The organism is Flavobacterium galactosidilyticum (assembly GCF_020911945.1).
Lineage (GTDB): Bacteria > Bacteroidota > Bacteroidia > Flavobacteriales > Flavobacteriaceae > Flavobacterium > Flavobacterium galactosidilyticum.
In genome coordinates this window covers 738,825-763,032 of sequence record NZ_CP087135.1, presented here as the reverse complement: position 1 = coordinate 763,032, position 24,208 = coordinate 738,825, and the positions used below count along the sequence as shown (strand labels likewise).

General features: G+C 35.3%; 12 protein-coding genes. 8 read left to right on the top strand and 4 right to left on the bottom strand.

The genetic code is table 11. The features are described from left to right. The first annotated feature begins 15 nt into the window (after window positions 1–15). The 5 genes from glmS to LNP27_RS03285 all read left to right on the top strand — a co-directional run bounded on the left by glmS (window position 16) and on the right by LNP27_RS03285 (window position 8,769). The gene (gene glmS / locus LNP27_RS03305; RefSeq protein ID WP_229943090.1) at window positions 16–1,863 is read left to right on the top strand and encodes a glutamine--fructose-6-phosphate transaminase (isomerizing); all 1,848 of its coding nucleotides are present in this window, start codon (window positions 16–18) and stop codon (window positions 1,861–1,863) included. A gap of 364 nt (window positions 1,864–2,227) precedes the next feature. After that, entirely contained in the window at window positions 2,228–5,068 is a 2,841-nt protein-coding gene (locus LNP27_RS03300; RefSeq protein WP_229943089.1) for a TonB-dependent receptor domain-containing protein, read from the top strand. A gap of 33 nt (window positions 5,069–5,101) precedes the next feature. Further along, entirely contained in the window at window positions 5,102–6,652 is a 1,551-nt protein-coding gene (locus LNP27_RS03295; protein WP_229943088.1) for an SGNH/GDSL hydrolase family protein, read from the top strand. A 250-nt stretch (window positions 6,653–6,902) separates the two neighbouring features. Next, window positions 6,903–8,414, top strand: coding sequence for a F0F1 ATP synthase subunit beta (gene atpD / locus LNP27_RS03290; RefSeq protein ID WP_229943087.1), 1,512 nt, complete (start codon window positions 6,903–6,905; stop codon window positions 8,412–8,414). 73 nt (window positions 8,415–8,487) lie between these two features. Beyond that, window positions 8,488–8,769 (top strand): FoF1 ATP synthase subunit delta/epsilon, encoded by a 282-nt coding sequence (locus tag LNP27_RS03285; protein WP_229943086.1) that lies wholly within the window; start codon window positions 8,488–8,490, stop codon window positions 8,767–8,769. A 421-nt stretch (window positions 8,770–9,190) separates the two neighbouring features. Here the strand turns inward: LNP27_RS03285 and LNP27_RS03280 are convergent, their stop codons facing one another. Further along, the gene (locus LNP27_RS03280) at window positions 9,191–10,687 is read right to left on the bottom strand and encodes an aminotransferase-like domain-containing protein (RefSeq protein ID WP_229943085.1); all 1,497 of its coding nucleotides are present in this window, start codon (window positions 10,685–10,687) and stop codon (window positions 9,191–9,193) included. An 80-nt stretch (window positions 10,688–10,767) separates the two neighbouring features. Between LNP27_RS03280 and LNP27_RS03275 the strand changes: the two genes are divergently transcribed. Then, on the top strand, window positions 10,768–12,591 hold the full coding sequence (locus LNP27_RS03275) for a TonB-dependent receptor plug domain-containing protein (RefSeq protein WP_229943084.1): 1,824 nt from the start codon (window positions 10,768–10,770) through the stop codon (window positions 12,589–12,591). 279 nt (window positions 12,592–12,870) lie between these two features. Here the strand turns inward: LNP27_RS03275 and LNP27_RS03270 are convergent, their stop codons facing one another. Next, window positions 12,871–13,341, bottom strand: a complete 471-nt coding sequence (locus LNP27_RS03270) for a regulatory protein RecX (protein ID WP_229943083.1) — start codon at window positions 13,339–13,341, stop codon at window positions 12,871–12,873. A 353-nt stretch (window positions 13,342–13,694) separates the two neighbouring features. Here LNP27_RS03270 and LNP27_RS03265 point away from each other — a divergent pair, with 353 nt between their 5' ends. Together LNP27_RS03265 and LNP27_RS03260 are read left to right on the top strand one after the other, a co-directional pair. Then, window positions 13,695–17,780 (top strand): T9SS sorting signal type C domain-containing protein, encoded by a 4,086-nt coding sequence (locus LNP27_RS03265; protein WP_229943082.1) that lies wholly within the window; start codon window positions 13,695–13,697, stop codon window positions 17,778–17,780. Window positions 17,781–18,644: 864 nt separating this feature from the next. Further along, window positions 18,645–22,502 (top strand): T9SS sorting signal type C domain-containing protein, encoded by a 3,858-nt coding sequence (locus tag LNP27_RS03260; RefSeq protein ID WP_229943081.1) that lies wholly within the window; start codon window positions 18,645–18,647, stop codon window positions 22,500–22,502. 165 nt (window positions 22,503–22,667) lie between these two features. Here the strand turns inward: LNP27_RS03260 and LNP27_RS03255 are convergent, their stop codons facing one another. Both LNP27_RS03255 and LNP27_RS03250 read right to left on the bottom strand, forming a co-directional pair. Continuing rightward, window positions 22,668–23,123: a hypothetical protein gene (locus tag LNP27_RS03255; RefSeq protein WP_229943080.1), complete on the bottom strand. Its 456-nt coding sequence runs from the start codon at window positions 23,121–23,123 to the stop codon at window positions 22,668–22,670. A gap of 112 nt (window positions 23,124–23,235) precedes the next feature. Further along, window positions 23,236–24,165: a bifunctional riboflavin kinase/FAD synthetase gene (locus tag LNP27_RS03250; RefSeq protein ID WP_229943079.1), complete on the bottom strand. Its 930-nt coding sequence runs from the start codon at window positions 24,163–24,165 to the stop codon at window positions 23,236–23,238. Window positions 24,166–24,208: the final 43 nt, after the last annotated feature.

Sequence of the window (24,208 nt, the reverse complement as noted above, 5' to 3'; positions counted from 1 at the left end):
ATTCAAACCAAATTTATGTGTGGAATCGTTGGATATATAGGATATAGGGGAGCTTATCCTATCATTATTAAAGGGTTAAAAAGACTGGAATACAGAGGGTACGATAGTGCCGGCGTCATGCTTTTTGACGGTGAAAGTATGAAAGTCGCTAAGGCAAAAGGAAAAGTTACGGACCTTGAAGAAAGAGCTGAAAAAGAAATAAGTCTTAACGGAACTATTGGAATAGGTCATACGCGTTGGGCTACACATGGTGTTCCTAATGATGTAAACTCACATCCTCATATTTCAAATTCAGGTGATTTGGCCATTATTCACAATGGAATAATTGAAAATTATGCTCCTTTAAAAGAAGAGCTAATCAAAAGAGGTTATATTTTTCATTCTGACACAGATACCGAAGTATTAGTTAATCTAATTGAAGAAGTACAAAAGAAAGACAATTTAAAACTTGGAAAAGCAGTTCAGGTGGCACTAAATCAAGTTGTAGGAGCTTATGCAATTGCTGTTTTTGATAAAAAAAATCCAAATGAGATTGTGGCGGCCCGTTTAGGTAGTCCGTTAGCAATAGGAATTGGTGAAGGTGAATATTTCATCGCTTCAGATGCTTCTCCTTTTATAGAATATACTTCAAATGCTGTTTACCTTGAAGATGGTGAAATAGCTAATATTAGATTGCACAAACCAATGAAAGTGCGTAAAATTAAAGATGACTCTTTAGTTAATCCTACTATTCAAGAACTTCAAATGAACTTGGAGCAAATTGAAAAGGGAGGTTATGATCACTTTATGTTGAAAGAAATATATGAGCAACCTAATGTAATCAAAGATACTTACCGTGGTAGGCTTCATGCGAATGAAGGTTTAATCCAAATGGCAGGTGTTGAAGATAATTTAGAAAAATTCTTAAATGCCGAGAGGATTATCATCGTTGCCTGCGGAACTTCATGGCACGCCGGTTTAGTAGCTGAATATATTTTTGAAGAATTTGCAAGAATTCCAGTAGAAGTAGAGTATGCTTCTGAATTTAGATATAGAAATCCAATTATAAATAGAAAAGACGTAGTTATTGCTATATCACAATCAGGTGAAACAGCAGATACTATGGCTGCCATAAAATTGGCAAAAGAAAATGGAGCTTTCGTTTTTGGAGTTTGTAACGTAGTAGGTTCTTCCATTTCTAGAGAAACTCATGCAGGTGCTTACACACATGCTGGTCCAGAAATAGGGGTTGCATCTACTAAAGCATTTACGACTCAAATTACTGTTTTGACCATGATTGCTTTGCGTTTGGCTAAAGCTAAAGGAACACTTTCAAATTCTGCTTTTCATGCTTATCTAAATGAATTAGAAATAATTCCTGAAAAAGTAAAAGAAGCGTTAACAACTAATGATAAAGCAAAAGAAATTGCTGCGGTGTTTAAAGATGCACCTAATTGTTTGTATTTAGGAAGAGGATATAATTTTCCTGTAGCATTAGAGGGAGCGTTGAAGTTAAAAGAGATATCTTATATTCATGCCGAAGGCTATCCTGCTGCTGAAATGAAGCACGGTCCTATTGCATTAATTGACGAGCATATGCCCGTGATTATTATTGCGCCAAAACAAGGTCACTATGATAAAATCGTAAGTAACATCCAGGAAATTAAATCGAGAAGCGGTAAAATTATTGCTGTTGTAACTAAAGGTGACACTCAAGTTAGGGAGCTAGCTGATTATATTATCGAAATTCCAGAAACATCTGATGCGTTATCTCCGCTGATAACAACAATTCCATTACAACTTTTATCGTATCATATTGCAGTGATGCGCGGATGTAATGTTGATCAACCACGTAATTTAGCAAAATCAGTTACGGTAGAGTAACTATTTGTAGTAAAGCGTTATAGTAGCCTCGGGAAATTTTCCGAGGCTTTTTTTTTTTTGACTTCTTTTACATTATACAAATATTCTAGAACTACTGTGTGTAAGCTACATGGCTATGTATGTTATTTTTATGATATAAATACAATAATGTGCTTATTCATGCTGTATCTGCATTTTTTATATGCATGCATAATGTGTTTTTATACTTTTAGCATATTAATAACCATTACTTCAATTAATTTTTATTGTATTATATCTATTAATGATGCAAATTATCTGTTGATTATTAAAATATTTACGGTGTTTTTTATTAATATCAAAATTATTTGTATTTTGGCTTCATAAACCAACAAATCCTAACCAAATGAGAATGTATTTACTTTTTTTGTCATTGTTTTTTTGTAGCGTAACCTTTGCTCAAAATACAATTTCAGGTGTTGTTACAGACAGTAATAACCAACCCGTCCTAGGCGCTAATGTAACAATCGTTGGGAGTAGTGGTAGCACAATTACTAATCTAGATGGAGCATTCACTTTACAAACATCTAAGAAGCCGCCTTTTACAATAAATGTTACTTGTATTGGATTTTCTTCCCAGGTAGTTTCCGTTTCGTCTACTAATCCAAAACTCGCCATAGTACTTCGTGATGAAGAAAACAAACTGGATGAAATTGTTGTATCAGCTTCTAGAACTCCAGAAAGAGTTAAAGAGTCACCTGTAACAATTGAAAGAATGACAATAAAGGACATCAAGAGGACTGCGTCACCAAGTTTTTATGATGGATTAGAAAACTTGAAAGAGGTCCAGATGAATACTAGTAGTATGTCATTTAAGTCAATAAATACTCGTGGTTTTGCAACTGTTGCTAATACACGATTTATGCAATTGGTGGATGGGATGGATAATTCTTCGCCACTATTAAATTTCGTTTTAGGAAATTTAATTGGAGTTTCTGAAATTGATGTTCAAAGTGTTGAGTTATTGCCTGGAGCTTCTTCTGCTCTTTATGGAGCAAATGCTTTTAATGGTGTTTTGTTTATGACAAGTAAAAGCCCTTTTACAAGTCAAGGTATAACTGCTTACGCAAAATACGGACAAACGAATCAAAAGGCTGCTGGAGCTAATGAGTATTACGACTATGGAGTAAGAATGGCAAAAGTATTTGATCCTCATTTTGCTGGTAAAGCGAACTTCACTTTAATGAGAGGAACTGATTGGTACGCAACAAACTACGATGATATTGACGTGGCGGGACGCACTAGAGATCATCATAGTTATAACGGTATAAATGTGTATGGAGATGAAGCTGTGTTGAATCTTAAAAACAGAAATCCTTTTGGATCTAGTGCTTATAACATTTTGCCTAATGAAGATATTACGCGAACTGGATATAACGAAATTGATTTAACTGAAAGTAAAGTTAGAAATGTTAAAATAGATTTCTCACTTCATTACCGCCCATTTGGTAATGAAAATTTTGAAATAATTTGGCAGTCTAAATTTGGCTTTGGAAATTCAATTTACCAAGGTGCAAGTAGGTATAATCTAAACGGTTTCTTTATGCAACAGCATAAACTGGAATTTAAAGGGAAAAACTTCTTCTTAAGAGGGTATACTACTAATGAAGATGGTGGAAAATCGTATGATATGACTTTTACAGCATTAAATATTAATAGAGTTTGGAAATCAGATCAGCAATGGTTTCAGGATTACGGAGCAGCTTTTGGAGCGGCTGCGGTAGGGCAGGTGCCAGGAGTTAATAATCCAGAGCAAGCGCACGCTTTTGCAAGAAAAACAGCAGATACAGGAAGATTAATTCCAGGAACGGCTGCTTTTCAACAAGCTTTTAATAAAGTTATAGCAGATCCTAATGTATTAACGGGTTCAAAATTGGTTGATAACTCAAGAATTTATCATTCTGATCTGAATTATAATTTTAAGGATCTTTTTACTCCTGCTGAAATTCAAGTTGGAGGATCTTATAGAGCCTATCAGTTAAATTCACAAGGAAGAATTTATACTGATGCTTTAAGCGGTATCAATTATAATGAATATGGTGTGTATACTCAAGTTCAGAAAAAATTATTAGCTGATAAATTAAAACTGACAGGATCACTTCGTTACGATAAGTCAAAAAACTTTGATGGAAATTTTTCTCCTAGAGTATCATTCGTTTACGGTTTAGATGAACAAAAAAATCATAACCTTAGAGGATCTTTTCAAACAGGTTTCCGTAACCCTTCGACTCAAGATCAATACATCGGATTTGATATTGGAAGTAGAGTTCTAATTGGTTCAGCGCCTGACAACTTGAATAGATTTAGTGAAGTAAGAGGAAATAACATTAATGGAAGCGGACTTATTTCTCCTTACGGAATGACAGTTCTAGGATCGAGTACAAAGACTCTTACAGGTAATGATGCGTATTACAACTCTTTTACAGAAAGGTCTTTCCTAGCGTTTGACGCTGCTTATAGATCTGGTCCTCCATCAGGATTAGCTAATGCTGCAAAATTATTAGTGGGATCTAATGCTAATCTTGTTAAACCAGAATCTGTCAAAGCTTTTGATCTAGGGTACAGAGGTACTTTTAAAGGATTTGCTTTAGATTTAAACGGTTACTATAATATGTATAATGATTTTATTGGTGGTTTTAATGTTGTTAGTCCTTATTATGGAAAAGCAGAAACGAACCCTAATGTTTTAACTAACGAATCAAGTAATGCCCTTGCGAACAGAGATTTTAGAGTGTATCAAGTATATACTAACACTTCTTTGGTTGTAAAATCATTGGGTTTAGGTGCTGGAGTTTCTAAAAAAGTATATAAAAACTTTGAAGTAAGTGGGAATTACAACTATTCGCAATTTGATTTTGACCAAGCTAAAGATCCTGATTTTGAGGCTAGTTTTAATACTCCAAAGCATAGAGCGAAAGCAACAATTAGCAATGATAAATTAATTGGTAATTTAGGAGTAACAGTTAGCGGAAGATGGAACAGTGCTTATTTATGGGAGTCATCTTTTGCGGATGCTATGATTGAAGAAGCTACAGTTATTGATGTACAAGCTAATTATGAATTTCCTACATTGAAATCTACTTTAAAGCTTGGGGCAACTAATATAGGTGGTAAGGAATACGGACAAGTTATTGGGGCTGGGAATATTGGGCAACAATATTTTGTTTCATGGGTAATCAATCCGTAATCAAGTTTTTAATAAAAATATAATTTATATAGTATGATAAAAAATATCAAATGGTTATTCTTGGTTTCGTTAACCTTTGTAGCCTGTAATAATAGTGATGATTTGGTTTTAGATCCAAATTCGTCGAATGGTCAGCCTCTTACTGCGGGAACTGCTGATTTTTCTAAGTTTGTATCTATAGGTAATTCCCTGACAGCAGGTTATAGCGACGGTGCATTGTTTATCGAAGGTCAGAAAGGAGCTTACAGTAATATTTTAGCGCAACAATTTTCATTAGTTGGAGGCGGGGAGTTTAAAACCCCTTTTATGGCTGATAATATTGGTGGATTTGCAGGCGGAAATCCTGCTTTTGGTCCTAGATTGTATTTTAATGGTGTAGGGCCCGTAGCTGTGCCGGGAACACCAACTACAGATTTAACTAAAGTTTTGACTGGAGGATTTAATAATTTGGGCGTGCCAGGCGCGAAAAGTTTTCATTTAGTTGCTGCGGGTTACGGAAATATTGCCGGACTAGCAACAGGGCAATCTAATCCCTATTTTGTGCGTTTTGCATCATCTCCAGCAACTAGTATCATCGCTGACGCTGTTGCTCAAAATGCAAGTTTCTTCTCTTTATGGATTGGAAATAATGACGTTTTAAGCTACGCTACTTCTGGAGGGGTTGGGGTGAATCAAACTGGTAACATGAATCCAGCCACTTATGGCTCAAATGATATTACTGATCCTGCGGTTTTTGCATCGGTTTATAACTCTATGATTACTGCATTAACTGCAAAGGGTGCTAAAGGTGTAGTTGCAAACATTCCTTATGTAACTTCTGTTCCTTATTTTACAACAGTGCCAACTAACGCAATTCCTGGGTTACCACCAGCAAATGCTGCGCAATTAAATCAGTTATTTGGTGGAATTAATGCGGCTTTAGCGGCGAGTGGATTACCTGCTCGTTTCGTTACACTTGTTGCTGATGATGGAAATGCTGCCACAATTGAAACTAATCCTCTATTGATTAAAGATGAGAGTTTGATTAATATATCTGCTGCGATAACTGACGCTCTTACTCCTACATTAGGAGGACAAACTGCAGGTTATTTAGGAAGTATATACGGGCAAGCGAGACATGCAAGTGGTGCGGCAGCTACGAAAGATTACATCGTATTGACTGCTAGAACTATTATTGGAACAATACAAACAGGTGCTCCATCACCTTTTAACACGGTAGGGGTTTCGTACCCAATGCAAGATAATACCACGCTAACCGCATCTGAAACTGCTGAAGTGAAAATTGCAACAGATGCATACAACGTAGCAATTCGCTCAATAGCAACTTCAAAAGGCTTAGCATTTGTTGATGCAAATGCAGTTTTAGCACAGGTTGCTAATGGCGGAATTACTGCAAACGGCTATACTGTGAGTTCTACTTATGTTTCTGGTGGCGGATTCTCAATGGATGGCGTACATCCAAGTCCAAGAGGGTACGCCTTGATTGCTAACAAATTTATGGAAGCAATAAATACAACTTATGGATCAAACTTCAAAGCTGTTGATTTATCTAAATATAGAATACAATTTACTCCTAAATTGTAGTTTAAAAGCTTTACATTAGTCATTCAAACCACCCGTTTTTATAACGTGGTGGTTTTTTATTTTTAAGGCAAATTCTTAATCTTTTGTTTGTTTTTAATAAATCATTCAAATTTTCTTTTTTTTATAGTAAAAGGTGTTGATTTTTTATTTTAAAAAATTATCTTTGCAAACTGAAAAAAGCATGTAATCGATACATTTCGGTTGATACTATTTCATAAACCTAAATAGCTATTTAATAAACACATAAGTAATGTCAAAAGTAATAGGAAAAGTTGCCCAAATCATTGGACCAGTAGTTGACGTAGTTTTCAACGGTAAGGATGTTGAACTTCCAAAAATTTATGATTCGTTAGAAATCACAAAAAAAGACGGTACTTTATTAGTGCTTGAAGTGCAATCTCACATCGGTGAAAATACCGTACGTACCATTTCGATGGACTCAACAGATGGTTTGAGTAGAGGTTATGAAGTAGTTGGAACAGGAAATCCTATCCAAATGCCAATTGGTGCCGACGTTTACGGTCGTTTATTCAATGTAATCGGAGATGCAATTGATGGTTTACCTGAATTGCCAAAAACAGGTGTAAACGGAATGTCAATTCACCGTCAAGCGCCAAGATTCGAAGATTTATCAACTTCATCAGAAGTTTTATTCACAGGTATTAAAGTAATCGATTTAATTGAGCCTTACTCAAAAGGAGGGAAAATTGGATTATTCGGTGGTGCAGGTGTTGGTAAAACAGTATTGATTCAAGAGTTGATTAACAATATCGCAAAAGGTCACGGTGGACTTTCAGTATTCGCAGGAGTAGGAGAAAGAACACGTGAAGGGAATGACTTACTTCGCGAGATGTTAGAGTCAGGAATTATAAAATACGGTGATGAATTTATGCACTCTATGGAAAATGGAGGATGGGATTTATCTAAAGTAGATTTACCAGGAATGAGAGAGTCTAAAGCTACTTTCGTTTTCGGTCAAATGAATGAGCCACCAGGAGCTCGTGCTCGTGTAGCACTTTCTGGATTATCTATCGCTGAGTATTTCCGTGATGGAGCTGGAACTGATCAAGGGAAAGACGTATTGTTTTTCGTTGATAACATTTTCCGTTTTACACAAGCAGGTTCTGAGGTTTCGGCTCTTTTAGGTCGTATGCCATCTGCAGTAGGATACCAACCAACATTAGCAACTGAAATGGGTGCAATGCAAGAGCGTATTACTTCTACAAACAAAGGTTCTATTACATCTGTACAAGCGGTTTACGTTCCTGCGGATGATTTAACGGATCCAGCGCCAGCAACAACGTTTGCTCACCTTGATGCAACAACTGTATTGTCTCGTAAAATTGCTGAGTTAGGTATTTATCCAGCGGTTGATCCATTAGATTCAACTTCTAGAATTCTTACTCCACAAATTTTAGGTGATGAGCACTATGACTGTGCGCAAAGAGTGAAAGAAATTTTACAAAAATACAAACAATTACAAGATATCATCGCGATTCTAGGTATGGAAGAATTATCAGAAGACGATAAATTAGCCGTATCAAGAGCACGTCGTGTACAACGTTTCTTATCTCAACCTTTCCACGTTGCTGAGCAATTTACAGGATTGAAAGGGGTATTAGTTGACATTAAAGATACTATCAAAGGATTTAACATGATTATTGACGGTGAATTAGATCACTTGCCAGAATCTGCTTTTAACCTTAAAGGTACTATCGAAGAGGCTATCGAAGCTGGAGAAAAAATGTTAGCGGAAGCATAAAAATAGTCAACAGTATTTAGTGTTCAGTAGTAAAACTGAACACTGAACACTGAGCACTGAACACTAAAAAATTATGATTTTAGAAATAGTATCACCAGAAGCAAAATTATTTTCAGCAGAAGTAACATCGGTAACTTTGCCTGGAGTTAATGGAAGTTTTCAAATTTTGAATAATCACGCGCCTATCGTTTCAATTTTAGAAAAAGGAGAAGTAAAAATCACCGCTTCTAATTTTGCTTTCGCTAAAGAAGTAGCAAGTAAATTTACGAAGATAAATGATCAGAACTACAGCTTGTCAATCGGTTCAGGTACAATTGAAATGAAAGACAATAAAGTAATTGTTTTAGTTGACTAAATAATATTTTCGATTTTAAAATAAAGGGAGCCTAATGGAAACGTTAGGCTTTTTTGTTGGTCACAAATTGAGCATAAAGCTATTTGCTTTAAGTGTATCTCGCTTTAACGTTTGTAAATTTGTGCACCGAAGATTCGCAAATTGTAAAATATTTGTGCTTGTAATGATTGGTAATTCTTAATAAGAATTTTCATTTCAAGCTTAAATGATTTAAGTACGCTAAACTAAATTTATGAACTTTAATTAAACAAGGGTTCACTTTCCTGCGTCAAACTATTAAGTTCCATAGCAAATTCTCCTCCTTTTGAGGTTTGCCCGTAGGGTGGTATGGTTTTTCTATGTCAACAACAGTATTCCTTCAACTACTAATTTCGGTGTGGTTTTTCTCTTTTTAACAAAACACTTCTATCTAAACTAAATTCTACCTCCCAACAACAATATCATACCCTAATTTCAACTTTTTAATTACAATTTCAATTTCTTCTTCATTCAAATGACCAAAACCAAAACGAATGGCGCAAGTGTTTTTATTCTGATAAAGGATTGTTTTTGGAAGTAACAAATCATGTTTTTGAGCTTCTTCTGCTAATTGAACCAAAGAAATTTTTGGTTCAAATTCGATCCAAATGGCCAATCCGCCACTAGGTTTTTTCCATTGTACTGTTTTTTTAAAATAATATGATAGCCTATCGCACAAAAAATCTCTCCTTTGCTTATAATTGATGATGTTTTTTTTGATTAATCGATGAATTTCACCTTCGTAAATTAATTCCGAAAGCATTTGATCTTGGATAACATCACCTTGCTTGTCCAGCATTTGCAAATAATTTTTAGCCTCAACAATTAAATTAGTTGGTGCAACCACAAAACCAGTTTGAAAGCTAGGAAAAAAGGATTGCCCTAATTTCCCCAAATAAATAACGTTTCCATTTGCATCAGAACTTGCCATAGGCAACATTGCTGAACCTTCAAACTGAAAATCATAATCGAAATCATCTTCAATTATGGCAAATTCATATTCTTTAGCTAACTCAAGCAGCTCTAATCTTCTTTTAGCGCTCAGCGTATTGGTAGTTGGATAATGCCGATGCGCACAAACATACACGCAGCGAATTGACTTTTTTACATAATTTTTTCTGATGTAATCAATGTCTAAACCATTTTCATCTATTGGAATAGTACGAATACTCGCCCCCACTTGCTGGAATATCATATTGGCAGCATAATTGCTCCAATTCCCAACTAAAACCAAGTCATTTGGCTGCAAAATAAGCTGTGATACGATATACAAACTCATTTCAGTACTTCTTGTGCTGATTAAGTTATTTGGTTTAATGCGAAAGCCACGAGTCGCATTCAAATAATTGCATAATTGTTTTTCATAAACAGAATGAGTATCGCTAGAGGTTTGATTCCACTTAGACAATACCGTTTTTCGTTTCATGGACGCACTATACCATTTTGAAAAGTGATGTGTGGGATGCAATCTCAAATCAGGTTGGCCATCATTGATAGTGTATTTTGTTTGTATATTTTCAGTGGTAGAAGCCAAGTGAAAAGAGGGTTTAAAATCAAATCCTGTTTTTTCTGTGTATTCAATATTTTGATTTTTAGGATACGAAATTGCTTTTATCGAAACTGTCTTTTGTTCTGGTACAAGTACAAATGTGCCTTTGTTTGGTATAATTTCAACCCAACCTTGCGAGGCTAGTTCATCATAAACAGCTACAACAGTATTTCTGTGGATAGTTAACAACTGACTCAGCGATCGACTTCCTGGCAGTGCAGTTCCTTTAGTGAGATAGCCACGCTGAATGGCATCTATAATTTGATGCGAAATTTGAATAAATACTGCTGTTGAAGTATTTTTTTCGAACTGAATTAGTTGTTTTAAAAGTGTTTCAACCGGACTATTCATAATTTAAAAGCTGGACTATATTACTCGTCCGGAAAGATACTAAATTTGCCACGTTTTAAAAATAAACACTAAGTATAATTATGAAAAAAACAATGGCAGTGGCTTCTTTAGTACTTTGTACTTTAGTAGGAAAAGCACAAGAAACAAAACAGAAAATGGACTCGCTAAATGAAGTTATAGTAACTTCTTCCAGGATCGATTTGCCTTTTAGTGAAAATTCAAGAACGATTCAAATAGTTACCGCTAGTGACATAAAAAAATTAGGTGTTACTAATGTGGCTGACGCCTTGCAGCAAGTTGCAGGTGTTGATGTAAGAAGACAAGGTGTAAACGGAATGCAAGCTGATTTATACATAAGAGGTGGCAGTTTTGATCAAACTTTATTGCTAATTGACGGTATAAAAGTAGATGATGCACAAACAGGTCATCATACTCTAAACTTAGCGTTGCCAATAGAAGTAATTGAAAGAATCGAAATCATAAAAGGGCCGGCTGCTCGTGTTTTTGGACAAAATGCTTTTTCAGGAGCGGTAAATATTGTAACTAAAAGTGCGCCTAAAAATCTTTTGGTAACTAAACTACAAATGGGTTCCTACGGACAATTTTTGGCGGAAGCCACTGCTTCAATTAATTTAGACAATAGCAGTCACATTGTTCACTTTAGCAAGAACTTTTCAAACGGGTACAGAGTAAATACTGATTTTGACAATCAAAATTTATTTGTAAAAAGTCAATTCAATAAAAACAAACTTCCTATCAACTTTATTGCGAGTCATTCTGAAAAGAAATTTGGTGCTAATGGCTTTTACGGAATTCCATCAGCAACACAGCAATATGAGGAAACGCAAGCAACTTTAGTTGGGTTTTCGACTGTTATTAAAAAAGGAAATTTTACCTGGAAGCCACGAGTATATTGGAGACGAAATCAAGATGAATATGTATACGTTAGGAGTAATCCAGCTGGGTATAGGAATTTGCACTTAACTAATAAAGCGGCTGTTGAGTTAAATGGTTCTTATACTTCAAGTGCTGGTATCACTGGTTTTGGTGTTGAATTTTCAAAATACTTTATAGCAAGTAATCGATTGGGAGACAATCAAAGAGAAATTGCGACCTTGTTTTTAGAACATCGTTTTCAGTTTTTGGATAATAAATTAGATGTAACTCCAGGAATTGCAGCTTCTTATTTTTCAGATTTTGATAACAAATTATTCCCGGGAGTTGATGTAGGATATGCCATTGCTGATGATGTGAGAGTGTATGGCAACATAGGGTACACGTACCGAGTTCCTACTTACACTGATTTGTATTACATAGGGCCGCAGGCAATAGGAAATCCAAATTTGCAAGCCGAAGACGCCTTAGCACAAGAGGTAGGAATTAGATGGAATACGAATCGTTTTGGCCTTTCGATCGCTGGTTTTAATAGGGATTCCAATAATTTGATTGATTATGTACGAGTCAATGCTACCGATGTTGTTTTCTCGCCACAAAACATTCAGGATGTGAACACAAAAGGGATTGAAACACAGTTTGATTATAGCTTTAAATTGAATAATTTGACTCAAAAAATCAATTTAGGATATACTTTTCTTGATGACGAAATCAAGCAAACTGCAGCGGTGGAGTCGAGATATTCCATCAATTCATTGAAACATCAAATGGTTGGCTCGTATCAAATGCAATGGTTTGAGAACTTTACTAATTCGATTGCGTATCGTTATATGGAACGCACTTCTGGAGCGAGTTATAATGTGGTAGATCTAAGTGCGGCATACCATTGGAATGACATAGAGTTATCCGTTTATGCTAATAATATTTTTAATACGGAATATTCTGAAAGTAGTTTGATTCCAATGCCAAAAGGGAATTTACTATTTGGATTGAAATATACGTTTAAGTAGTAAAAGGCTTTTATCTTTGGAACTTATTTTAATTCGTCTTGCTTTTTAATGGAGCTCATCGCCTGAGTTATTGAGTTTGTTACGCTTAAAATAATAAATTAAATTTCTAAAGATTAAATTTCTAAAGACATTGTTTTGATGATTCAAGACAATGTCTTTTTTTTTATAATATAAAGGAAAATAGATAACGGATAAGTCAAATCTCAAATTCCAAATCGCAGTTATCTGCCGAAGAACTCGAAATAGATCACCCACGACACACAAGAGACATCGGAAAACTCAAATCTTCTCCAGCTCCTTCACCTTCTGATAAATCAACTCCGTTTCCCAGCCTTTTCTTAGGAAATAATCGCAGAATTTTTTTCGTTTTTTCAGTGTGTTTCCCTCGGTGATAGTTTCCCAATGTTTATCAGCTAATGCATCAAACATTTCGAAATAGTCAGAATCGTCAATTTCTTTTAAGGCAATTTTTATTAGCGTGGCAGAGATTTTTCTGAATTTTAATTCATTTACAATTCTGATTTTCCCCCAATGTTTAATGCGGTGTTTTCCTCTGGCATAACTACAAGCAAAGCGTTCTTCGTTCAGGAAGTTATCAGCTATAAGTTGCACGATTATTTGGTCAATTTCATCTTGATCCATTTTCATACTTCGCAATTTCTGGATTACTTCTTCGTGACAGCGATCTTGATAGGCGCAATAATGCTCTAGTTTTTGTGTTGCCTGTTTTATGGTGAAAAAGTCTTTCATTTAGCGGATTTTACGGCTCGTTTTTTAAATAAAAATTTTTGCTCGCTTGCGCAAAAATACAATTTCTAGAGTACAGTTTGCAAAGTAATGGAACTAAAGCTAGCATTGGTTTTTATGCTAGTTACTGTTTTTTCCCATAAAATTTTTTTTTTCAGAAAAACAATACAGATTGTTATAGTGTAACTGGAAATTATTTAAGCGCTTCAACGGCTAATTTTACCTTTAATCGAGTATAATTAATTGTTTGAGGAAGGGCTAGTATCTTTGCGAATTATTTTTTTTTAAGCTTCTTACGTTAAAAAAAATAGTACTATTTCTTTGCGCACAACCTACAAAACACAAAAATTCGCCCCATGAATAATAATTACTCTAACTCATTATTAAGTTTATTAAAGTTAAAATTTTCAGCGAAATTTCATTTGCTGTTGCTATTTTTGTTTGTTTGCTCATTTGCAAATGCAGCGACTATTACCTCTGCGACAAGTGGTAATTGGAATGCTACGACAACATGGGTAGGAGGTGTGGTTCCCACAGCCAGTGATGATGTAATTATTGCAACAACACATACAGTTACGGTTACAGTTTCTACAGGAATTACAAATTTATTATTAAATAAATCTTCTGCTAAAATAATAATAAACCCAAATCAAATATTAACAGTGTCAGGTACTTATAAAAGTAATGCGACGTTGACTGACGGAGTAAATGGTCCTGGATCAATTAGGTTTACAGGATCAGTAAGCATAAATCGAATGACAGGATCCGGAACACTTCCTAATGTTATTATTGGAGATGGTGTTAGTACTAATACCGTGAAGATGGCATCAGGATTTAAAGTAGCTAATCTTACTATTAATACAGGAGCAATTTTTGATAATAATAAAAAAAATATAGGTATTGATGGTAATTTGTTAGTAAACGGAACTATATTACCTTCAAGCAAAGGAAATTTTACTTTTAGTGGCTTGAGTAATACAATAGCAGGTTCAACTCCATCTATTACCATTAATAATGCTAGTTTTTCAGGTACTTACACTAATAATTTAACTGTTTTTAATGTCGTAAATAATCTAACTGGTACTGGAACATTGATTAATAGTGCTTCTAAAACACTAACTATTGGAAGGAATGCAACTCTAACTACGTTAACAGCAACTGCAGCAGATAATACAGTAATTTATACCAGACCAGGAGCTCAAACTGTTAAACCTACTACATATTATAATTTAACGCTATCTGGATCTGGAGCCAAGAACTCAGCATTAGTTTATGTTGTCAACGGGACGCTTTCTATGCAAGGAACAGCAACGGTTAGTAGTGCACCTACTTATGGAACGGTTGCTAAACTGGAATACAACCGAAACTCCCCTCTAGCAGCTGGAGTAGAATGGATTTCACCTTTTGTTGCAACTGGTGGTGTAATTATCATAAATACAGGACTTATTACTAGTAATAGCGCTAAAGTTTTTAATTCATCTGTACCTCTTACCGTTGCTAATGATAGCGGGGGTGGTTTAGACAATGGTGGTTTTGCCATTTCAGGCGCTAGTGTTTTTACTTTGGCTAATGATGCCAACTTGTATTTAAGCGGTACAAGTACTTTTCCTTCCGGTTTTAGTACTAACACGATTGGGGCAACGAGTACGGTAGAATACAATGGGACTGCTCAAACTGTCGCCGTTCAGAATTATGGAAACTTAAACCTTAGTAATTCAGGAGACAAAACATTTGCAGGAGCAACACTTATAGCAGACGAATTAGCTTTAAGTGGCACTGCCGTAGCTATCCTTCCTACTGGTTCTACTTCTTTTTCACAAACACTTACTTTTAATGGTACACTACAACTGTCAGGTTCTTGGGGAGGAACGGCAGCAACTACCGCTACAAATAAAAGCGCACTTTGGTTTGGTACAACCACAACTGGAATTCTAAATGTAAATTTAGCGTGTGCGATAGGTACTTGGCTAGGTCAAATTACAACAGATTGGAGTGATCCTAACAATTGGTGTTCCTTAACATTACCTTCAGCAAGTACTAATGTTGTAATACCTGCTACAGCACCTTACTTGCCAGTAATTGGCACAGCAAATGGTGATTGTCGTAATATTACTATTGCCTCTTTATCATCACTAACCATTAATCCATCAAGGACACTGACCGTTACCGGGAATTGGGTCAATAATGGAACCTTATCGTCTAGTGGTACAACTAATTTTAACGGTACTGCATCACAAACTATAAGTGGTACGGGATCAAACGTATTTAATAATCTAACTAACTCTAAAAGTACATTTCCATTAAATGCGGCTAGAAATATTATTGTAAATGGCGTTCTGGATAATGTAAATGCTACCTCTATTCTTGATATGGGTACTAATGTATTGAGCGGTACTTTTTCTAATTCAGGTTTGGGGCAAATAAAAACAGCAAATACGTCAGGTACTCCAATCCCATCTGGAAAAACATGGGCTAACACCGTTGTGTATAGTGCAACAACGGGCGGTCAAAAAGTAGTAGCAGGAACTTATGTTTCGTTGTCACTTGATAACAGTTCTGGAACCCAAACCGCTTTAGGCAACTTAACAATTAGCAATAAATTGAATATAGTAAATGGCAGCCCTAATTTTAAAATGAATGGTTACAATTTAAGTGTTGGCGATTTTAATATTACAACTTCAGATGCAATTATAGATATGGCGGGTGGTAGTTTGAGCTATGCTGCGATAAATAGTATGGATGGTACAATACGGTTTTCGGGTGCTGCAAACGGAAAAGCTATTCCTGCAGGAACGGTTGAGTATTATGGGGCAACACAAACTGTTGGTCCAGGTACGTACAACGACATTACCTTTACAGGCACTGGCGGTTATAGTGTAAACAGCGATGTTGTGGTTAATAATGAACTTTTGATTACCAAAGGTGAGCTAACAGTTCAAGACGGAGTTTCAGTAACGGTATCTGATATTATAAAGGTAGATACTCCTGGAACTTTTATACTAGAAAACAATGCGAGTTTAGTTCAAATAAATGACGTGACTAATGTAGGAAGAATAACCTACAAAAGAAACACCACTCCCATGAATAATTTTGACTACACCTATTGGTCTTCTCCAGTCTCAGGACAAACTCTTTATAATTTGTCTCCTAATACTTTATCTGATAAATACCATAGTTTTACAGACCCCGATTGGATTGATGAGCTAGGTTCGAATCCAATGATTGCAGGAAAAGGCTATGCAATTAGAACGCCAAAAGCAGGAACATGGCCTAATGGAGAAGTTGTAAGTTTTCCTTATACGCAAAAAGTAAAGTTTATAGGTGTTCCCAATAATGGGGATTATACATATATAGGAATATCAAATAATAAATCGTATTTGTTAGGAAATCCATATCCATCAGCTATAGATGCCGATGCTTTTTTGAATGAAAACCACTTGATTCTTGATGGAACAATTTATTTCTGGACGCACAATACTGGTATAGCGCCTAGTGGAGCTTTTTATGTATATAACGACAACGATTACGCTTCCTATAACTTGACAGGAGGTACAGGAACAACAGCTGCAGCTACATCAATAAGCGGTGTTAACTTTTCTGTTCCATCAGGTAAAATTGCTGCTGGCCAAAGTTTTTTTGCAACAGGAAAAGGAACAGGAAATGTGTTATTTACTAATGATATGCGCGTAAGTGGCGGAGTTGCTGGAGCAAATAACTCGCAGTTTTTTAGAACCACTAAAACGAAATCAAAAACAAGTACTGCTATCGAGAAAAATAGAGTTTGGCTTAATTTATATAATAACGAAGGCGCTTTCAAGCAAACTTTAGTAGGTTATCTTGCTGGCGCTACAAATGGCTATGACAATCGTTACGACGGAGAGAGTTTTGATGAGCATGAATTTGTAGATTTTTATAGTGTTACTCCAGAGAACTACTTAGTTATTCAAGGTAGGGCTTTGCCATTTGACGAAACCGATACAGTTCCTCTAGGATATAGGTCTAAAGAAGAAATGAATCTTAACATTAGCATTGACCAAACCGATGGAGTATTGGCTACTCAAAACATATATATTGAGGATAAGTTGCTGAATGTTATTCATAATATTAAAGATACTCCGTATGCCTTTACTACTGAAGCAGGAACTTTTGACAATCGTTTTGTATTGCGTTATACGGATAAAACGTTAGGTAATACTGATTTTGAAGGAGTTAATAGTTCAGTTGTAATTTCTAAGGATAAAAATGAATTAAAAATTAAATCTGAAATAGAAACTATAAAACGAATTACAGTTTATGACTTGTTAGGTAAAAAAGTATTTGAAAAAGAGGCTGTAAATAGTACTGAATTCCGTTCATCTGCGATTGGTTTTAGCCAACAAATAGGAATTGTAAAAGTAACTTTGGACAACGGACAAGTTATTTCTAAAAAAGTTATTTTCTAGCAAAACCAATTACTTAAAAGTTTACAAATCCCATTTTGTTTATGACAGAATGGGATTTTTTATTGAAGAACAACTTCGTTAGAATAAAGTACACGAGCTGTTAGTTCGAGCGCAGTGGAGAACCATTTCGACTTAGATCTTGATTAGCATGTATTAAAAACAAACTTCTATTTCAAGGATAAAACGGCTCACCTCGAGTCGATTTACGAAAGTTCGTTAATATAACTTGTACGGGTTGTCAGTTCGAGCGCAGTCGAGAACAATTTTGAATTCTCGTTCTTGAATAGCATGTATCAAAAAAAAACTTCTACTTCAAGGATAAAACGGCTTACCTCAAGTCGATTTGCGCAAGGTTGTTAATATAACTTGCATGCGTTGTCAGTTCGAGCGCAGTCGAGAACCTTTATGACCGCTCTACTGAACAGGTTGTGAGAATAAATTTCCCTTATTTTCTGTGATTGAATGACATCCGTCATCGATTTCCGAAAGTTTGTTATTATGAAGTACACGCGCTGTCAGTTCGAGCGCAGTCGAGAACTATTTTGACCGCTCACTTAGTTAGCCTATACTAAAAACAAACCCCGTATTGTCTATGGTTAAATTGCATCCGTCATCGATTTTTGATAGGTTGTTTATCAAGTTTGTATTAACAATTAGGTGACTTGGCTTAAATGAACTAATTTTTTTGTTTGGTTTTTTAAACTGATATGACTTATATGGTTAAAAAATATTTTTTTGTAAATATCACTAAATGTGGGTATTGCGTCTAGTTAAGATTGTTTCTACTTTTATAATTAATTACTAAGCACCTGTAATGGTGCGTGTTAGTGAATTTGATATAAAAACCTTAACTCTCTTCTAAATATGAAAACAAAACTCCTTTACTTCGTTGTTGTGTTAAGTATTTTCATTTTTAATACTGCTTATTGTCAAGAGGGGATAGTCGATGCGACTTTTAACACCTATGATGATGGTTTATCAGGAGATGGTTTCGACAGTAATGTCAGAACCGTTTCGCTACAAGCTGACGGAAATTTGATTGTAGGAGGCGATTTCTTAAATTTTAACGGCGCTGCTACTCCTAAATTGTGTCGGTTATTGCCTGATGGTTCCAAAGACCCTTCTTTTCTCACGGGTACGAGTTTTAATGGGAATGTATATTGCAGTTTAGTACAACCCGATGGAAAGATAGTTGTAGGAGGATCATTTACTTCTTTTAATGGTTCCACGGCTAAAAGGTTAATTCGTTTGAATCCTGATGGATCACGTGACACCTCTTTTGACACTTCAATTGCGGCAAGTTCGGGAATAATTCATTCTATGGCTATTCAAGCAGATGGGAACTTAATTATAGTGGGCAGTTTTGTGAATTACAATGGTGTTTCCGCACTAAGGGTAGCCCGCATTTTACCCAACGGTAACTTAGACACCACATTTGCAATCGGATCAGGGGCAAATTCATTAATTGAGGAAGTGCACATTCAACAAGACGGCAAGATTATTTTGGGAGGATCTTTTATTACGTTTAATGGTACTACTTGCGCTAAAATAATTCGGTTGAATACTAATGGAACTGTGGATACTACTTTCGTTCAAGGAACTGGTTTTGATGATAATATATCGGCACTTACAACTCAAGCGGATGGCAAGATTATAGTAGGTGGTGATTTTTCAATGTATAACGGCGCTGTTGCTAATAGAATTATTCGTTTAAATCTTGACGGGAGTCGAGATACTTCTTTTAATTCCGGAGTAGGCTTAAGCGCTGGAACGGTTGAAGTTATAAAAGTAAATAGTACTGGTTCTATTATTGTTGGCGGGTCCTTTTCTGGGACTTACAATGGAGTCGATGTAAACCGAATACTATTGTTGGATTCCAATGGTGTTTTAGACCCAATATTCGATATAGGAGCTGGACCATTAACGGGTACTGTATATGCGTTGAAGGAAGACACCGATGGTTCATGGTATGTAGGTGGCTCTTTCTCGGTTTTTGACTCTCAAAATCAAGGCAGGCTTGCAAAAATTGATGTTGTTGGGGCGATGGATATTGGTTATTTAACGGCTGGTGTTGGTTTTGACAATTCTGTTTTAAAAGTTGTTTCGTTATCCAATACTAAAACCCTTGTGGTTGGTAATTTCAATAAATTTAATGGGGTAAGCGCTCCAAAGATTGCGCTATTATTAGATAATGGTGCAATTGACAATTCATTTAATGTTGCTGCTTCTGGCGCGGATGGATTAATCAAAAATGCAATTGTGCAATCAGACTATAAAATCGTAATTGGAGGAAATTTTTTGAAATATAATGGAGTCACTGTCAATAGGATTACCAGAATTTTACCAGATGGTTCTATTGATGTTTCTTTCAATACGGGTTTGGGCTTTAACAGTCAAATTTATGGACTCGCATTACAAGCCGATGGGAAAATCATTGTTGGTGGTAATTTTACAAAGTTTAATGGAATGTCTGTAAATAGGATTGTCCGTTTGTTGTCAGATGGAACTCTTGATACAAGCTTTAATGTTGGCTTAGGAGCAGACGAAATTATAGAGACTGTTCTTGTTCTACCTGATGGTAAAATAGTAGTAGGGGGTCGTTTTTCAACATTTAATGGAATTGCCCATAATCGCTTGGTACGACTCGATTTTAACGGTAGTGTTGACGCAGGTTTTGTTACAGGATTAGGATTTGATAAAAATGTATATTGTGTTGAGATGCAATCCGATACTAAATTGATCGTAGGAGGTTCTTTTTTAAATTATAAAGGCTCTGCTGCGAAACGAATAATTAGATTGAATTCTGATGGAAGTTTAGATACTAGTTTTGCTGTTGGTTCTGGTTTTAGTAACGGTGACGTCAGAGCCGTTTTAGTCCAGCCTGACGGGCGTGTTTTGATTGGCGGAGCTTTTTCTGGGACGTATAACGGAACTGCTGTAAAACGACTAATTCGAGTTTTGCCTACTGGTATTTTTGATATTTCTTTCTCAGCGAATTTAAATAGTCCGCTGTACAGCATCAGTCTTACTCCAAACCATAAACTGATGATAGGGGGTAATTTCAACTCCGTTTCGGGTGTGACTAAACATCGGGCTGCTCGCTTACTTTTGTGTTTGGATACTACAATTTGGAATGGTGTAGCTTGGAGTAATGGTGCGCCTTCTTCTGAAAAAAGGATTGTTTTCAACGGGAATTATCCTGTTTTAAATTCTGTTAACGCTTGTTCTTGTTCAATTAATTCAGGATATAGCGTTGGTGTTCCAAGTGGAAATACCTTGGGCTTAGTTTTTAATTATTCGGGTTTAGGGACATTAATTTTAGAAAATAACGCCTCGCTTTATCAAACCAATGATGCTAGTGTTAATACAGGAATTATCAATATAAAAAGACAAACGACACCAATTATTATGACAGATTATAGCTACTGGTCCTCGCCAGTTTCAAACCAAAAATTAGTCGATGTTTCTCCTAATACGCTTTTGGATAAGTTTTTTTCTTTTGATGCAACTACAGATTCCTGGTTTGAAGAACTTCCAACAAATAGCATGGATTTGGGTAAAGGGTATATTATCCGTGGACCACAGTATTTTTCGACAACGATTCCAGCTCCTTATGAAGCCGTTTTTACTGGTGTCCCAAACAACGGAAAAATAGTAATTCCCATAGGAGGAAATAATACTTCAAATTTGGTAGGAAATCCGTATCCATCTGCTATTAGCGCGGAGTCATTTTTAATTAAAAATAATGAAGTTATAGATGGAACACTTTATTTCTGGACGCACAACACACCAATTGCTAATAATGTGTACACATCTAATGACTATGCTGTCTATAATTTATTGGGTGGCGTTGCCACATCTAATGCACCTAATTCAGGTGTTAACAACACAAAACCAGATGGTACAATTGCTTCTGCTCAAGCATTTTTCACAACTAGCATAAAAGATGGAGGCGCAGTAATATTTAATAACAGTATGCGAATTTTGGGACAGAATACTACTTTTTTTAGAACAAAAAACAACAAACAGAAAGCGACAAGCAGAACTGAAAAGCATCGTATTTGGTTAAATCTTAGCAATGCTCAAGGCGCGTTCAAGCAACTTTTAGTGGGTTATGCTAGTGGGGCTACAAATGAATATGATGGTTCCTTTGACGGCGAAACCTTTGACGGAAATGAATATATTGATTTTTACAGCGTTAGTCAAGATCGGAATTTAGTTATTCAAGGACGTGCATTGCCGTTTGATGAAACGGATACCGTGTCGCTTGGATATAAGTCTAAAATTGAAGGTAATTTCAATATTAGTATTGATGAAGTAGATGGATTGTTTAAAAGTCAAGATGTCTACCTTGAAGATAATTTATTGAACACTACGCATAATCTAAAATACGCGCCCTACGGTTTTACAACACAAGCAGGCAGCTTTGATGGTCGTTTTGTTTTGCGCTATACTGATAAAACATTAGGGAAAAGAAATTTTGATTCACTTTCAAATCAAATAATAATTTCAAAAGACAAAAACGAATTGAAAATAAAATCTGAATTAGAGACTATTAAACAAGTAACCGTATTTAATTTACAAGGGCAAAAAGTGTTTGAAAAAATGACTGTTGATAGTAATGAATTCACTTCCTCAACAATTGGTTTAAGAAAGCAAATAGGAATTGTAAAAGTAACATTAGGAAATGGTCAGGTAATTTCTAAAAAAGTTAGTTTCTAAGAAGAATTTGTTAGTGCTAAAAATGTAAAAATCCCATTTCGTTTTTTTAACGGAATGGGATTTTTTATAAAATGTTATCGTAACAGAAGTATCAAATTTTCATATAGATGCAAAAATTGAATAGTAGCTATTACAGCATAACAGCAGTAATGGCAAATGAATATTTTACAATTTAGCGCTTCGCTTATGTGTTTTGAATTTACTATCCCAAAGTAGTAATAATATAAACGTAACGATAACCGCAGAGCTAAAACCTTCAAAAAGTAGCGATATAGAATAAGTCATTATTGAAGGATCTCCTCCAAACAAGAACGTTTTAGATAATGTTTCAATATAAGCTTCTCCGCCTCTAATGTAACTGTACGCAATCAAGGCTATAATACTCAAAAAAACACCTATAAACGCTGTTGATAATGCAGAAACTGAATTGGATGCGAGAGTGACCTTTCCCTCGTCATAATTTGATTTAAGTGTTCGATTAGTTCCATAAAAAATAAACAAAACATTGAAAACACGCAATAGATAATTATCTGCGAGACCCAGAAGCTGCATCAACAAGAAATAAATTCCAATTCCTAATACGATAATGAAACCATTTACTAATTCTTTAGATACTTTCATAGGTCTGTTTTTTAAAAATTGAGGTATAATTAGTTGATAAATAATCTACTATACTCAAAAATACAAAAAAAAGCGGATGGAGTACTGAAAAATAAAAATGATTAATGCTTATTTATAAATAATTCAAATAGTTGAGGGCCGTTTTTTTGTCTTTCTCCAGTTGTGATTTTAGTAATTCAAAAGATTCGAATTTTTGTTCAGAGCGAATCCTATGTACTATTGAAACCCGAATTTCTTTGTCGTATAAATAGGCATCAAAATCAAAATAATGAATTTCAATCGAACGATTTTGACCGTTAACTGTTGGGTTCATCCCTATATTCATCATCCCGTATACTTGCTTGTTTTCAATGGTGCTTTTTACAATATATACGCCATTTTGCGGAATCAATTTGTAGTTCTCTTGAATTGCTAGGTTCGCTGTTGGGAAATTTATCGTTCTACCTAATTGTTTGCCTTGAACAACGGTTCCAGTGATGAAATAGTCGTATCCTAAATAATCATTAGCTAGAGTCATATTTCCTTCTGACAATGCTTGTCTAATTTTAGTAGAGCTTACTGAAATTTCATTGATTTCTTGAACAGATATTTGCTCTACTTCAAAACCATATTGCTCACCATAATTGATAAGATCATCAATATTCGCAGTGCGATTTCGTCCAAATCGATGGTCGTAACCTATAATTATTTTGTGAATTTGTAATCGATCGACGAGAATAGTTTTTACAAATTCTTCTGCTGTTAATCTCGAAAACGTTTCGTCAAAAGGATGTATGACTAGGTTTTCGATTCCAATTTCCTGTAGTAAATCTATTTTTTCGTTGATAGTGTTTAGCAATTTTATATCAGAATCACCTTGTAAAACCATACGAGGATGCGGAAAAAATGTTAGAACTAAGCTTTCGTATTGCCCATCATCAGTGTTTTGAAGAACTTTTTCTAGAATTTTTTTATGACCAATATGAACGCCGTCAAAGGTGCCTAACGTTATAATTGTTTTTTTGGTAGAACGAAAATCGTTTATAGAATGAAAAATATTCAAAGCAAGTGTTTTATAATCGTGCAAATTTATGGTAATAATAACA